The sequence below is a fragment of the Vibrio sp. PID17_43 genome (assembly GCF_002608565.1).
Taxonomy (GTDB): domain Bacteria; phylum Pseudomonadota; class Gammaproteobacteria; order Enterobacterales; family Vibrionaceae; genus Vibrio.
In genome coordinates this window covers 92,435-107,683 of the sequence record NZ_LIXM01000009.1, presented here as the reverse complement: position 1 = coordinate 107,683, position 15,249 = coordinate 92,435, and the positions used below count along the sequence as shown (strand labels likewise).

General features: G+C 48.4%; 12 protein-coding genes. 7 read left to right on the top strand and 5 right to left on the bottom strand.

Annotation, left to right across the window (positions count from 1 at the left end; all coding sequences use genetic code 11):
- Positions 1 to 53: 53 nt before the first annotated feature.
- The 3 genes from trmH to AK965_RS08380 all read left to right on the top strand — a co-directional run bounded on the left by trmH (position 54) and on the right by AK965_RS08380 (position 4,695).
- On the top strand, positions 54 to 737 hold the full coding sequence (gene trmH / locus AK965_RS08395) for a tRNA (guanosine(18)-2'-O)-methyltransferase TrmH (RefSeq protein ID WP_099079183.1): 684 nt from the start codon (positions 54 to 56) through the stop codon (positions 735 to 737).
- A 250-nt stretch (positions 738 to 987) separates the two neighbouring features.
- Positions 988 to 3,069: an ATP-dependent DNA helicase RecG gene (gene recG, locus AK965_RS08390; protein ID WP_099079182.1), complete on the top strand. Its 2,082-nt coding sequence runs from the start codon at positions 988 to 990 to the stop codon at positions 3,067 to 3,069.
- A 234-nt stretch (positions 3,070 to 3,303) separates the two neighbouring features.
- A complete protein-coding gene (locus tag AK965_RS08380; RefSeq protein ID WP_172438111.1) occupies positions 3,304 to 4,695 on the top strand; it encodes a uracil-xanthine permease family protein in 1,392 nt (463 codons plus the stop codon).
- Between the two features lie 74 nt (positions 4,696 to 4,769).
- Here the strand turns inward: AK965_RS08380 and envZ are convergent, their stop codons facing one another.
- Together envZ and ompR are read right to left on the bottom strand one after the other, a co-directional pair.
- Positions 4,770 to 6,062: a two-component system sensor histidine kinase EnvZ gene (envZ, locus tag AK965_RS08375; RefSeq protein WP_099079180.1), complete on the bottom strand. Its 1,293-nt coding sequence runs from the start codon at positions 6,060 to 6,062 to the stop codon at positions 4,770 to 4,772.
- 122 nt (positions 6,063 to 6,184) lie between these two features.
- Positions 6,185 to 6,904 carry a two-component system response regulator OmpR gene (gene ompR, locus AK965_RS08370; protein ID WP_099079179.1) on the bottom strand — a complete coding sequence of 240 codons (720 nt, stop codon included), beginning with the start codon at positions 6,902 to 6,904 and terminating at the stop codon, positions 6,185 to 6,187.
- A 213-nt stretch (positions 6,905 to 7,117) separates the two neighbouring features.
- Between ompR and greB the strand changes: the two genes are divergently transcribed.
- Complete coding sequence (gene greB, locus AK965_RS08365; RefSeq protein WP_099079178.1) at positions 7,118 to 7,603, top strand: transcription elongation factor GreB; 486 nt, start codon at positions 7,118 to 7,120, stop codon at positions 7,601 to 7,603.
- Between the two features lie 54 nt (positions 7,604 to 7,657).
- Here greB and AK965_RS08360 read toward each other — a convergent pair whose 3' ends face one another.
- Positions 7,658 to 9,568, bottom strand: coding sequence for a RimK/LysX family protein (locus tag AK965_RS08360; RefSeq protein ID WP_172438110.1), 1,911 nt, complete (start codon positions 9,566 to 9,568; stop codon positions 7,658 to 7,660).
- A gap of 321 nt (positions 9,569 to 9,889) precedes the next feature.
- On the opposite strand from AK965_RS08360, the gene AK965_RS08355 reads away from it, so the two are divergent.
- Entirely contained in the window at positions 9,890 to 12,205 is a 2,316-nt protein-coding gene (locus AK965_RS08355; protein ID WP_099079177.1) for a Tex family protein, read from the top strand.
- Positions 12,206 to 12,278: 73 nt separating this feature from the next.
- On the opposite strand, the gene AK965_RS08350 is transcribed toward AK965_RS08355, so the two are convergent.
- Positions 12,279 to 12,743: an ATP-dependent Lon protease gene (locus tag AK965_RS08350; RefSeq protein ID WP_099079176.1), complete on the bottom strand. Its 465-nt coding sequence runs from the start codon at positions 12,741 to 12,743 to the stop codon at positions 12,279 to 12,281.
- Between the two features lie 116 nt (positions 12,744 to 12,859).
- Positions 12,860 to 13,627: a pimeloyl-ACP methyl ester esterase BioH gene (gene bioH, locus AK965_RS08345; RefSeq protein WP_172438109.1), complete on the bottom strand. Its 768-nt coding sequence runs from the start codon at positions 13,625 to 13,627 to the stop codon at positions 12,860 to 12,862.
- A gap of 84 nt (positions 13,628 to 13,711) precedes the next feature.
- Here bioH and AK965_RS08340 point away from each other — a divergent pair, with 84 nt between their 5' ends.
- Together AK965_RS08340 and nfuA are read left to right on the top strand one after the other, a co-directional pair.
- Positions 13,712 to 14,437, top strand: a complete 726-nt coding sequence (locus AK965_RS08340) for a phosphoribosyltransferase family protein (RefSeq protein WP_099079174.1) — start codon at positions 13,712 to 13,714, stop codon at positions 14,435 to 14,437.
- A gap of 97 nt (positions 14,438 to 14,534) precedes the next feature.
- Positions 14,535 to 15,119 (top strand): Fe-S biogenesis protein NfuA, encoded by a 585-nt coding sequence (gene nfuA, locus AK965_RS08335; RefSeq protein WP_099079173.1) that lies wholly within the window; start codon positions 14,535 to 14,537, stop codon positions 15,117 to 15,119.
- Positions 15,120 to 15,249 lie beyond the last annotated feature (130 nt).

The following is a 15,249-nucleotide window of genomic DNA, read 5'->3' as shown; positions in this document are numbered from 1 at the left end:
TTTATCGCCACCCACTCAAACTGGGTGGCGATTTTTTATATCCCAAATTGACTATGAATCTAGAACGTTACAACCGCATCCATCAAGTCCTTACCGCACGCCAGACCGATCTGACTCTTTGCCTTGAAGAAGTACACAAGCCCAATAACGTCTCTGCCGTGATCCGCACTGCCGACGCAACTGGATTACACAAAGTTCATGCTATCTGGCCTGATAAAATGCGCACACTCACCCACACTTCCGCAGGTGCGCGTAACTGGGTAGAGGTCGAGACGCATCGCTCGATTGAAACGGCCATCACCGAGCTCAAAGCGCAAGGCATGCAAGTGTTGGTCACCAACCTGTCAGACACAGCGGTTGATTTTCGTGACATCGACTACACCAAGCCAACCGCAATCATATTGGGCAGCGAAAAAATAGGGGCATCAGAACAAGCGAAAAAACTGGCTGATCAAGACATCATTATTCCAATGATCGGTATGGTGCAGTCTTTGAATGTCTCCGTCGCCAGCGCTGTGATTCTGTATGAAGCGCAGCGTCAACGCCAAGCAGCAGGCATGTACGATAAAGAAGAAAGCACACTGCCAAAAGAGACCATCAACCGCATTCTATTTGAGCGTGGCCATCCGGTATTGGCGAAAGTTGCAAAACGTAAAGGGCTTGATTACCCACAACTCGATGATGAAGGCCAAATCATGGCCGATGAAGCGTGGTGGAAAGAGATGCAAAGTAAATAATCAACTCTTGTCATCCTGAACAGCGACGAAGGAGCGTGATTCAGGATCGACTATCTGAGTGCACTAATGTTACTGGCGTTAACTTCGCTGGCACACTAGCGACAAGTAGATTCCTGATGTCGCTCCGGCTCCTCGGAATGACGGGGCAGCGAAATCCTACTCCTCATGAAGACTTACCTATTTTTTCCTGTACAAAAACACAGCTCCATGGTTAACATACTGCTATGTTAACCATTTTCTTGAGCCCATTATGTCTGCCCAACTGTTATCTGCTATTCCTTTAACCTCACTGTCTGGGGTTGGCGCTAAAGTCGCAGAAAAACTGGCCAAGGTCGGCTTACATACGGTTCAAGATCTGCTATTCCACCTTCCTTTACGGTACGAAGACCGCACGCGCATTTACCCAATAGTCAAGCTGCATGCTGGCCTTTGGGCTGCTGTGCAAGGCAAGGTCATGGCTGTCGATACCATTTTCGGCAAGCGTAAAATGTTGACGGTAAAAATCAGTGACGGCAATGGCACCATCACACTGCGTTTTTTCAACTTCACCGCCGCAATGAAAAACAACTTCTCGCAAGGTAAGTTAGTGCATGCTTACGGCGAGATTAAGCGTGGCGGTATGGGCCTAGAGATTGTTCACCCTGACTATAAATTTTATGCTAGCGAACAAAAGCCCGATGTGGAGCAAAGCTTAACACCGGTTTATCCAACCACTGATGGGCTGCGTCAAATCACCCTGCGTAATCTTACCCAGCAGGCACTGGCTCTACTCGACAAAGCGGCGGTACAAGAGTTGCTGCCATCCGGCTTGTACAATCACCAAATCACCATGTCGCAAGCGCTGCACACCATCCATCGCCCACCACCAAACATCAACTTAGATGAATTTGACCAAGGTAAACACCCTGCACAAATTCGCCTGATCATGGAAGAGTTATTGGCGCAAAACCTTTCTATGCTGGCGGTACGCAGTAAAGGCCAACAAGATGTGGCGCTGCCACTCCCTCCTTGCGATAAGCTCAAAAAGAACTTGCTAGCACAGCTGCCGTTTTCACCGACCAATGCGCAAGCACGAGTGGTGAAAGAAATTGAAGCCGACTTAGAAAAAGCCCACCCAATGATGCGCCTAGTGCAAGGTGATGTGGGCTCAGGTAAAACTTTGGTTGCCGCTTTAGCCGCCGTCAGAGCCATCGAACATGGCTACCAAGTCGCCTTGATGGCACCGACCGAACTGCTTGCTGAGCAGCACGCAACGAACTTCGCCAACTGGTTTAAAACAATGGGCATTCAAGTTGGTTGGCTCGCGGGCAAGCTCAAAGGCAAAGCTAGAGAAGCCGAGATGGCACGCATTGCCAGTGGTGAAGCACAAATGGTAGTGGGTACTCACGCCCTATTCCAAGAACATGTTGATTTCCATCATCTCGCTTTGGTCATCATTGATGAACAGCACCGCTTTGGTGTCCACCAGCGCTTGGAGTTGCGCGAGAAAGGCGCGAAACAAGGCGCTTATCCACATCAGCTCATCATGACAGCAACGCCGATTCCGCGGACGTTAGCGATGACCGCCTACGCTGACTTGGAAACCTCTGTGATTGATGAGTTGCCACCAGGGCGAACACCCATTCAAACCGTGGCGATCCCTGACACCAAACGTGATGACATCGTCGAACGTGTGCGCAATGCCTGCTTAAACGAAGGCAAACAAGCGTATTGGGTATGTACCTTGATTGATGAATCCGAAGTGCTGGAAGCTCAAGCCGCCGCCGACACCGCCGAAGAGCTGCAACGTAAACTGCCCGACGTAAAAATTGGTCTAGTGCACGGACGAATGAAGCCGACAGAGAAACAAGCGGTAATGCAAGATTTCAAAGACAACAAGCTGCACCTGCTCGTCGCAACCACCGTTATTGAGGTCGGCGTGGACGTACCAAACTCTAGCTTGATGATCATCGAAAACCCAGAGCGATTAGGCCTGGCTCAACTACACCAATTACGAGGTCGTGTAGGGCGAGGCTCAGTTGCCAGCCACTGCGTGCTCCTCTACCACTCTCCCCTATCGAAAACCGCCCAGAAACGCTTAGGCGTACTGCGTGAAAGCAACGATGGCTTTGTGATTGCACAGAAAGACTTGGAGATTCGTGGGCCGGGTGAACTACTAGGAACCAAGCAAACCGGCTTGGCAGACTTTAAAATTGCCGATTTAGTGCGAGATCAGCGCTTAATTCCAGAAGTTCAGCGCATTGCTCGCCATATTCATGATACTTACCCAGACAATGCGAGTGCCATCATCGATCGCTGGCTTGGTGAGCGCGATATTTACTCTAAGGCGTGAGCGACAGTGGCGAGCAAATTAGCTCGCCTTTTTTTTTATCCAAAAGGCAAACGTTTGCTTTCTAAATAAATACCTCTATAATCGCGCTCAAAATTGATGATGTGCGCCTTGTCACATCAAACCAACCTGAGTTGACACTGATTAACAGCAATCACAGGCAATAACGTCAACTCCACCCAGCACTCCCATTCAGCGAGCTCTGGGCAAGAACTATTGCGACTAGCGAGACAAACAATGACAACTTCAAACCGAGCTTCGGAACTGGTCTATCAGTTAAACGATCGTCCACCACTACCTCAAACTCTTTTTGCGGCACTTCAGCATCTATTGGCGATGTTCGTTGCGGTCATCACCCCATCTCTGATCATATGTCAGTCATTGGGGGTGCCAGCAGACCAAACCAACACCATCATCAGCATGTCCTTATTCGCATCCGGGGTATCTTCATTCATTCAGATTCGTACTATTGGCCCTATTGGCTCTGGCTTGTTATCAGTACAAGGCACCAGCTTTAACTTCTTAGGTCCAATTATTGGTGCAGGATTGTCGCTTAAAGCCGGTGGGGCTGATATCAACACCATGATGGCGGCCATTTTCGGTACTATTTTGGTCGCCTCATTTGCAGAGGTGTTCTTATCTCGCGTTCTAGAACACGCACGCCGCATTATTACCCCCTTAGTGTCAGGGATCGTCGTAACGCTTATCGGCCTAACCCTAATCCAAGTGGGCTTGGTATCGATGGGCGGCGGCTACGCAGCGATGAGTGATGGTACATTTGGCAGCTTAGATAAACTCGCGCTAGCCGGTACCGTGCTTGGCTTGATCGTGATACTAAACCGCTCTAAAAACCCATACTTACGCGTTGCTTCTATCGTGATTGCGATGCTGGTTGGCTATGTGATGGCGTACTTTATGGGCATGGTCGATACCGCTAAGCTCGGCAAAACAGAGCTGATTGCGCTACCGATTCCAATGCAATACGGCCTTAGCTTCGACTGGTCACTGTTCATTCCATTAGTGCTGATCTTCTTCATTACCGCACTAGAGGCGATTGGCGACATCACCGCAACGTCTGAAGTGTCCGGCGAGCCAGTAAAAGGCCCGGTCTACATGAAACGTATTAAGGGTGGTGTTTTATCCGATGGCCTCAACTCAGCAATCGCAGCCGTATTCAACAGCTTCCCAAACTCTACCTTCAGCCAAAATAACGGCATCATTATGCTAACGGGCGTTGCAAGCCGTTATGTGGGTTACTTCATTGCGGGTATGTTGGTTATTCTCGGGCTATTCCCTGGGGTCGCAAGCTTCGTGCAGTTGATTCCTGAACCCGTGCTTGGCGGATCAACGATTGTGATGTTCGGTACGATCGCGGCAGCAGGTGTACGCATCATCTCTCGTGTTGAGTTAGACCGCCGTGCTGTCCTGATCATGGCACTGTCATTCTCAATGGGGTTGGGAATCGCACAAAAACCGGAAATTCTTCAGTTTATGCCGGAATTCATTAAGAGCATTTTTTCAACCGGTGTTGCCGCTGGCGGTATCACTGCGATCGTATTGAACCTGTTGCTTCCAGAGAAATTGGAAGAGGAAGATGAGCTCGTTGCTCAAGAGGGACAAAAATCCTAACCTTGCCTAGGATTATCGGGTAGCCCAACCTAGCAATAGGTTGGGCTTTTTTATTGGAAGCGTTTGAGAAAAGATTACTTGGTAGGGAAACTGATCTGTGCAATTAAGCCGCCTTCGCTGCGGTTACGCACCACAACCGAGCCTGAATGCTGACTAACGATGCGCTTCACGATAGCTAGGCCCAACCCCGTCCCTTCACTGCCTCGCGCCGTATCGCCACGAGTGAAAGGTTCAAACAAACGCGCAATTTGGGATTGCTCGATACCCGGACCATTATCTTCAACGCACACCCACACCAGCTGTTTGTCCGCAGTCACGCCAGTACTGATTTTCACCCAGCCATTACCGTAACGCAGAGCATTGACCACAAGGTTACTCACCGCGCGTTTAATTGCGATTGGGCTGCCCTTGGCGGTCGGCATCGTTGGGTTGAACTCAGTTTCGATTTCGACTTCATAACCCCCTTCCGACGTCGCGACATCGCTAGTGATGGTATTGATGTCCACCTGCTCAAACGATTCTTTATTTACCGGCTTGAGGTAGTCCATAAACTGGCTGATGATCTCATTACACTCTTCAGTATCGCTGATGATGCCTTCGGCTAAATAACTGTCTTCTGGCGACATCATTTCTGTCGCGAGGCGAATACGCGTCAGTGGCGTCCGTAAGTCATGACTGATACCCGCCATCAATAGCGCACGGTCTTCTTCCAGTTCTTGGATGCCTTTCGACATCTGGTTAAACGCACGGGTTACTGAACGAATCTCCGATGCGCCTTTCTCCGGCAATAGTGGTGGAATTTCACCTCGACCGACGCCTTTTGCCGCCTTCTCCAGTGCGATAAGTGGACGATTCTGCAAGCGAATAAACAGCCACCCTCCCGCAATGATCAGCAGTGCCATGATTAAGCTATTACGGAACAGCGGTGCAAAGTCCTCTTCTTGCAGTTCAGAAAGTGGAATGCGAATAATGGAATTCGGTAGTTGATCAATACGCATCCACAAGATGTAGCTCTCGCTGCCTAGCTGTAAGCGTACTTCCGTTGGTGAACCCAGTTCCTGCGTCATCTCTTCAGACATCAGGTCGATAGGCATCGCATGATTGAATTCATTCATCACCTCACTATCTACGCTATGCACCGTCACACCCAAGCTTTCCAACAGCTGATGACGCAATGGTGCATCCGATTTGAGTGGACCATTTTCATCCAGTACTAGATTCAATTCATGAGCGAGAATTTTGTTGAACTGCTGCAAACTTGGCATCAACGCATAATTAAAAACAGCGTAATAAGAAAAGACTTGGCTAGCGAGCAACAAGGAGATAAACAACAGGATAGATTGTGTAAATGAACTTCGGATTCGCATGGAGAGTTCCTAATGGACCGTTCCTAGTGGAAAGCCTTAATTGCGAGGTTCCAGCCCTCAATCAGGAAGGAGGCTTGAGGGCGGAATATGAGTTGCGAATATCGGCAAACCTTTTTGAAAGATTATGTCTCTTTACCGTCTGGGACAAATACGTAGCCTAAGCCCCATACTGTCTGAATGTAGCGAGGCTTGCTTGGATCATCTTCCAACATGCGGCGCAAACGCGAAATTTGCACGTCAATTGAACGCTCCATTGCTGAGTACTCGCGACCACGAGCCATGTTCATCAGCTTATCGCGAGACATAGGCTCACGAGCGTTTGTTACCAAGGCTTTCAGTACCGCAAACTCACCAGAAGTGAGCGGCATTGCCTCTTCACCATGGAACATTTCGCGCGTACCTAAGTTCAGACGGAAGTCACCGAATTCCACCACTTTTTCTTCCGTGCTTGGCGCGCCTGGCAGTTCAACCGTTTGGCGACGCAATACCGCCTTAATGCGTGCGAGCAGCTCACGAGGGTTGAACGGCTTCGGCAGGTAATCATCAGCCCCGACTTCCAAGCCAACGATACGGTCGACTTCGTCACCTTTTGCGGTCAGCATCAAGATCGGTAACATGTTATTGGCATGACGAAGACGACGACAAATCGACAAGCCATCCTCGCCCGGCAGCATTAAATCGAGCACCATAAGGTGGAAATTTTCACGGGTCAGAAGACGGTCCATCTGTTCGCCATTAGCAACACTTCTCACCTGAAAACCTTGCTCAGAAAGGTAACGCTCCAAAAGAGCACGCAAACGAGCATCGTCATCAACCACTAAAATTTTATGATTTTCCTGCATTGAAACATCCTTTCAAAAGCATCTAATGGCAAAAATGTATCACTGTTTTTTCAAACGTGCTTGTGCAAATTGTTACTCTTTTTATCTTAGCCACTGTTTTTGCATTTATTTCGGGTTGCTAGAGGCTTTATCTCCCTTTCACAACAATTTACAGTCGGCTTAATTCAAGGCTAATATGAGCAGCAGAACCCAATAACCTCTGATTTACGTCTGATGAAAACCAATCTAATTACTCGCGAAGGCTACAACCGCTTAAAAACTGAACTCGATTTTTTGTGGCGAGAAGAACGGCCGGAAGTCACCAAGAAAGTCACTTGGGCAGCAAGTTTGGGCGATCGCAGTGAGAACGCAGATTACCAGTACAACAAAAAGCGTCTGCGTGAAATTGACCGTAGAGTCAGATATTTACGCAAACGCCTTGAGCAAGTCAAAGTCGTGGATTATGCCCCCCAGCAGGAAGGAAAAGTCTTCTTTGGGGCATGGGTAGAAATTGAAAACGAAGCAGGTGATGTCAAAAGCTTCCGCATTGTTGGACCGGATGAAATCTACGGCGATGCAAAGGGCTACATCTCCATTGACTCACCAATGGCACGCGCTCTACTAAAAAAAGAAGTCGACGACGAGTTCGCGGTAAAAACCCCGGAAGGGTACAAAGAATGGTTTGTGAATAACATTCGCTACCAAGCAGACGAACAGTAAAACAATGCCGCCCTTTTTGTTCAAAAGGGCGGCATTGTTTATTTCTCATACAGATCACTCTTCGTAATCCGGTTTATCCGTCAAGATATAGTTCGTATCACTGGCCACCAACGCGCCATTTTTTAAGAAGTTCTTGCCCAAAATCATGCTGTAATGGAAGCGGCTACGATCTTGTAAATTCACTCGAACTTTCTTCTCTAAGTCACCAAGTTTGACATGCATTTCTACAACCGGCCGCACATTTGCTTTTTCGCCTTTCTTAGCGGTAATGCGCATGACCCCCACCACTTCTTTGGTGAACGATTTCGTCATTCCCAGATCGTTCTCGTAGGTAAAGCTCACCATATCAACGCCATCTTTCTTAAATTGTTTGATGTCCTTCGCGTTAATCGAGCTCACATCTGCGCCCGTATCCAGTTTGACAGGGAACGACATGCCTTCGACTTCCGCCACTTCAATATGACCCGCTTTAAACAGTGGTCTCGCATCCAGTAAATGGTCTGTGCGGGTATTTAAGAAAACGCCCCCCTTGGCCATGTTGTGGCCAAAGACAAAAAATGGCTGCGTTTGATTCTCTTTCTCCAGCACATCAATCGCGAATTCGATGGGTTTCTCTTTGCCTTCAAGCATAAAGTCCCCCTCGACGACCGGACGAACCGCCTCACCCACTTTTAACTTTTTCAGTACAGGTTTGGTGATTTTCTCTTCTTTTCCTTTACTTGTCGGTAGGTAGAAGGTCACCACTTCTTCTTTGCCTTTTTCACTCAGCTCAAATCCATTGACGCGCAATAGTGGTGTTTTTACCGCAAAGGTGGGATAAGCAGGCAGTAGATAGCCATCAATATTGATCGACTCTTGTGGGGAAATCACCAGAGGCTTGGACTTCAGTGCGCTCTTATAGGATTTCTCAACACCACCTAACAAGTTTTCTTTATCTGTATCAATCACAAAATGTTGGCTAGCGACATCTTTGCCAAGGCGAATTTGTGAGCTGAGCTTACTGCGATCTCGCAAGTAAACCAGCCATTGTTGCGTTTCGTTTTCACCCACTTTAACCGGTAAGTAGACCAACGGACGCTCAGTCTTACTGGTTTTCAGCATACGCACCAGAGGCAATGTCATAGAGTGACGCTTACCGTTTTCACCTTCTAAGGTAAAGGAGACCTGTTTTTTATTTTTATCAACGTGAATATCCAGCGCATGTACGTTGGTGTAACGACTGGTGGTCGAAACGCTGACTTTGTACGGAACCCCTTCAACGTCGACGGTCTCTTTTTTGCCAATCATCTGCGCATTGGGTTGCTCTTGCAGATAGTCGTAGCCTGCAAACACCCAAGCGTTATTATCAAGGTACGTTTTACCAATTAAAATAGGGGCAGAAAACTGACTACGCTTGGTTAAATTCACCTCGGTATCGACCGTTTTACCCGCAATGGTCATCGGCAAACTGATGGTTGGTCGTAAAATCGGCGTTTCACTAGTACGATTGCGGATAATGCTCAGCCTCTCGAGCTCATCATCCACCTTGATCTGCTCACCCGTAAATGGGTGCTGCATGGTAAATGTGACATGCACTTGATAAGCATCAAAATCCTCTTTATCCCAATCTGCACGAGCAAATTTCTCCGCATCCCACGTTCCATCTGTGCCAATGAGATCGCCGAGTACTGCCCACATTAACTCGTTATCTTTCAGTTTATTGAACTGAGGATGATTGCTGTATAAATGAATATTTTCAGCATGCATCGATGTGGTATCCGCACCAGTATCGATCTTACCGATAAAAGGAACGCCACTTAACTCAGGGATATCACTGTAATAGACGCTTTCTACTCGCCCCAGAACAGGTTTGTCATCCAGTTGATAAATTGGGTTTTGCGTGGTCGCAGAAAGCGATTGTGACCACGCGAATGGTGCCCCCAGCAAGGCTGCCGAAAGCGCTAAAGCCAAAGGGATTTTCTTCATCAGTGTTTTCCGTATGGGCAAAATTACAAGGGTTAGTTGACAACCAGGCGTATAAGTTCTCAATTTAATTACAGTTTTGACATAAATCTGACCAATGTCCATCAGCGCTAGGTAAATTTTTGCTCGGTTTAGAGTTACGTTGAATCATTGTTGCACAAAAGTCGCTGATAAAGCGCAGCACCTCGTATTTCGAAGCTCATTGGGGATAAAACATTGCAAATTCCCGCAATAACCCCAATGTTTAAACCTAACAATACAAACCCACTATACCCAAGTCACCTCGAGATGCTTGGTTTATAGAGAATTAAAGAGAATACACGGATGAGCCAAGCTATCTGTCGCATGATCGCTCAAGAGCTGAATGTTCGCCCAGAGCAAGTCACTGCTGCTGTCACCTTAATTGATGACGGCAATACCGTCCCTTTTATTGCCCGTTACCGTAAAGAGGTAACGGGCGGTCTTGATGACACCCAACTGCGTAATCTGGACAGCCGTCTGTCTTACCTTCGTGAATTAAACGATCGCCGCCAGACCATTCTGAAATCGATTCAAGAGCAAGGCAAACTAACGCCCGAGCTTGAGCAAGCGATTACTCAGGCAGACAGCAAAACTCGCCTAGAAGACCTGTATCTCCCATACAAACCGAAGCGCCGTACTAAAGGCCAGATAGCCATTGAAGCCGGGCTTGAACCATTAGCGGATCAGCTTTGGGATCACCCACAGACCGAGCCAGAAAGCGAAGCCGCCAAATACCTAGATGCAGATAAGGGCATTGCCGATACCAAAGCCGCCCTTGATGGTGCACGTGCCATCATCATGGAACGCATTGCTGAGGACGCAAACTTACTGGAAAAAATCCGCGGTCACCTAAACCGTCATGCCGATATAGTGGCGCGAGTTGTGGAAGGCAAAGAGCAAGAAGGTGAGAAGTTTAAAGACTACTTCAACCACAACGAAGCACTAAGCAAAGTGCCATCACACCGTGCTCTAGCGATGCTACGTGGTCGTAACGAAGGCTTCCTAACGCTAGCGATGAATGCCGACCCTGAGCAGGAAGAAGGCGCTCGTCAGTCTTATTGTGAAACGATTATCGCGGATCACTATGGCGTAACACTGAGCAGCGCACCAGCGGATACATGGCGCAAGCAAGTGATCAGTTGGGCATGGCGCATCAAAGTGTCGATGCACATGGAAACCGAGCTGATGGGCGCAATGAAAGAGCGCGCAGAACTCGAAGCTATTGAAGTGTTCGCGACCAACCTCAAAGATTTGTTGATGGCTGCGCCGGCTGGTCCTCGCGCCACTCTGGGTCTGGATCCGGGGCTGCGTACAGGCTCAAAAATCGCCGTTGTCGATTCAACCGGTAAGGTTCTGACCACAGAAACCATCTACCCTCACCCACCGCAAAAACAATACGACAAATCAGCGCAAATCGTTGATCAGTTAGTGCGCAAGTACAATGTGGATTTGATTGCGATTGGTAACGGCACCGCTTCGCGTGAGACGGACAGTTTTGTCGCAGATCTCATCAAACGCGGCAACCTCAAAGTACAGAAGATCATGGTTAGCGAAGCCGGTGCATCGGTTTACTCTGCCTCTGAACTCGCGGCGAAGGAATTCCCGAATATGGACGTATCGCTGCGCGGTGCGGTTTCGATTGCACGCCGCCTGCAAGATCCACTTGCAGAGCTGGTGAAAATCGATCCGAAATCGATCGGTGTAGGCCAATACCAACACGATGTCAGCCAATCGATGCTCGCGAAACGTCTAGATGCCATTGTCGAAGACTGTGTAAACGCAGTGGGTGTGGATGTGAACACCGCCTCTGCGGCACTATTAACGCGGGTGGCAGGTCTATCCACCACCATCGCACAAAATATTGTCGATTACCGTGATGAAAATGGCCGCTTTGACGCACGCACCACCTTGAAAAAGGTGCCGCGCTTAGGGCCAAAAGCGTTCGAACAGTGTGCAGGTTTCTTACGTATTATGGATGGCAAGAACCCACTTGATGCCTCTGCGGTTCACCCTGAAGCGTACCCAGTGGTCAAAGCGATTTCTGAGAAAAACAACAAAGACATCAAAGCACTGATTGGCGATTCGAGCTTCCTAAAAGGTCTGCACGCCGTGGATTACACCAATGACAGTTTTGGTATCCCAACCGTCACCGACATTATCAAAGAGCTGGATAAGCCAGGTCGTGACCCGCGTCCAGAGTTCAAAACTGCCACATTCACCGACGGCGTCAATTCCGTGTCCGATCTAGAGCCTGGTATGATTCTAGAGGGCGTGGTCTCTAACGTCGCGAACTTTGGTGCGTTTGTCGACATCGGTGTTCACCAAGATGGCCTGGTGCATATCTCTGCCCTAACCGACCGCTTTGTGTCTGATCCACGAGAAGTGGTGAAAGCGGGCGACATCGTAAAAGTCAAGGTGATGGAAGTCGACGTACAGCGTAAGCGTATTGGTCTATCGATGCGTTTGAACGACGAACCAGGCCAAGACAATCGCAGCCAGCGCGCCTCCGCGCCAAGCCGCAATGACCAACAACGTCGCCAGCCTCGCCGTGATGATGCCTCACAAAACAATGCGATGGGTGGCGCTTTTGCCGCCGCATTTGCTAAAGCGAAGAAGTAATCGCATTCAACCGCGCTATTGCTAAAAAACGCACCAGTCAGAAGCTCTGACTGGTGCGTTTTTGTTTGAGTCGTCATAGTACTGCAATCACTTCTGACGGTGTATGGGGCGCAACTGAGTGACCATAATGAAACTTAATCACCTTCCTGCGCTTTTCCATCAATCCCTCTTTGATCGCTGCATCCAAAATGCGCTTAGGTAACCGAAAGCGTATCGTGTAACCCTTCCCCTGCTCTTCACTGTAGGACTTGAGCGCTAGCAAACCGAAAAGACGCTCAAGCGCATCCTCAGATTCGTTGTGATAACGGCTATCCACTTCTGGCTCCACTTCATAACCTGGATGTTCTGAAGGATCCCAAGCCGACTGGCGTCGCCTTTTCTCATCACTTTTTACTTTGCGCTCTGCATTGGCTTTCGCTAATGCGACTGTCGGTGTCACAGGTTCTCGGATTTTATTATCCCGAGCCGCTTGTTCCGTTTGCACATTCACAGATGGGGCGATCAACGGCACACTTACGTTCGCCGGTGACACAATCATTGCGAACCCTCCTCAGAGCCGCCCACTCATCAATATGACCGGTTTATTCACATAAAACGAGGTCAATATTTATATCGACCACTTTTTGAACAGCTTTAGTGTTTTTCGGTGCTTCTTTATCTGTGAGCAAAATCTCGAACTTGTGAGCAAAACGCGTCATGTTCAGTCATAAATGGCGCATGAGAAGATTGATTAAATACAAACTGTTGTGTGTTAGGCAACTGCTCGTTCAAATCCGTAGCCACTTTTATCGGCACTAAACCATCCAGTCGACCATAAAGGCGCAGCATTGGCATCGTCAGAGCCGTTAAAGCATCTCTCAGATCAACGTCAGCAAGAATATTCAAGCCCACTAACAACGAGTCGGGGTTCGGTTGGGGACGCGATAATACCGCTTGTTTAAGTTGCTTCACATCTTGACGCGCAGATGGACTGCCCATGGCTTGCAATGCCATAAAGCGCTCAACAGTAAGAGAAAAGTCTTCCATTAACTGTTCGGTAAAAGCACTGAGTACATTAGGTTGAATCCCTCGCCAAGGACGCTCAGCCGCAAACTTAGGTGAGCTGGCTACGGTAATTAACTTACTGACTCGCTCCGGTGTATTGAGCGCAATATGTGTCGCAACTAAGCCTCCCAGAGACCAACCTAGCCAAACTGCTTTTGATGGCGCGCCTTGCAAGACCATCTCTGCGATCTGTGCTAAATCCTGTGCGTGATGTTCGGCACTGTGTCCATAGCCAGGTAGATCAACGACATGCAAACGAAAGTAAGGCTGAAGTGATTCTACGGTTTGCTGCCACACAGCACCATTCATACCCCAGCCATGAAGCAACACCAAGTCGGGCCCTTGACCAAACGACTGCCAGTGTAAATTCGTGTTCATGCTCTCGTTCTCCCCCACTATTTTTATTCCTTAGCACTTTAAACAAGCGTTAGCCTAACTAGACTCCAACCTTGAATAAAATGTATGTTATCTCATCAATGGCAAAACATCATGCATCGCGTACTCGGCAGCCAATGTGGCTTATGCCGATTTCCTCTCGATGTCACTCACCAAACGAATAGCATCCGTTGGTGTGGCAGCTGTTTTGAATTATTAGCCCCTATCAAGCGCTGCCATCGCTGTGGCCTCGTACTCAATGAAGAGGAGCTACCCTTGGGAACTGAGTGCGGGGGATGTCTCAAAGAGCCTCCGCCTTGGCAACGGCTGTTCACACTTGGCGATTATGACTTTCCTCTTGCAAATGAAGTGAGGCGCTTTAAAGACCATGGTGAGTCTTGGCATGTGAGTGCGTTAACCCAACTGCTGGCAGAACGAATAGTACAACCGGCCCCTGTCGTGACAAGCGTGCCACTACACTGGCAAAGGTACTTACGACGAGGTTTTAATCAAAGCCACGTCTTAGCCACGCACCTCGCTCATCACCTGAATGTGTCATTTGATGGCGAGATTTTTCAACGCGCAAAGCCGACAAAAACTCAGCGTGGCAACAAAAAAATCACCCGTGAGCAGAACCTAAAAGGGGCGTTTTCGTTGCGAACCCAAATAGATTACTCTCATGTCGCCATTGTTGATGATGTGGTGACAACAGGCAGTACCGTTCGACAATTATGTCATTTACTACTTGAAGTTGGCGTAGAAAGCATTGATATTTACTGCATATGCAGAACTCCTGCTCCCGGTTCAACTTAGATGACTTCGCCATGCCTTAGCATCAAAAAGACTAGACCGAGACATAAACAGGAGTAAAATAGCATCAATAACCTACAAATTCACTCAGGTATTCGTCGTGTCAAATATTACTATTACAGAATCTGCGCAAACACACTTCGCCAACCTCTTAGGCCAACAGCCTGAAGGGACTAACATTCGTGTATTTGTCGTAAACCCAGGAACACAAAACGCTGAGTGTGGCGTATCTTACTGCCCACCGGAAGCGGTTGAAGCAACCGATACTGAGATCGCTTACAGCGGCTTTTCAGCATTCGTAGATGAGCTAAGCTTGCCTTTCCTTGAAGACGCGGAAATCGACTTCGTCAATGACAAAATGGGTTCACAACTGACCCTAAAAGCACCTAACGCGAAAATGCGTAAAGTGGCTGACGATGCACCATTAGTAGAACGTGTTGAGTACGCACTTCAAACTCAGGTGAACCCACAACTGGCTGGTCACGGTGGCCACGTAAACCTCGTTGAAATTACAGACGATGGCATTGCTATCGTTGCATTCGGTGGCGGTTGTAATGGCTGTTCAATGGTTGATGTAACATTGAAAGAAGGCATCGAAAAAGAGCTATTGAACCAATTCGCTGGTGAACTGACGGCCGTGCGCGACGCAACGGAACATGACCGTGGCGACCACTCTTACTATTAAGAGCATCAACCATCGTCTTCTGAATACGTCTGCACCGAGTACTTGCGAAAGCGACCTGCTACTTATTTAGATCGATTTAACTGAATAAAATGGGAGGCATTTGCCTCCTATTTTTGTTTTCACCCGTTTA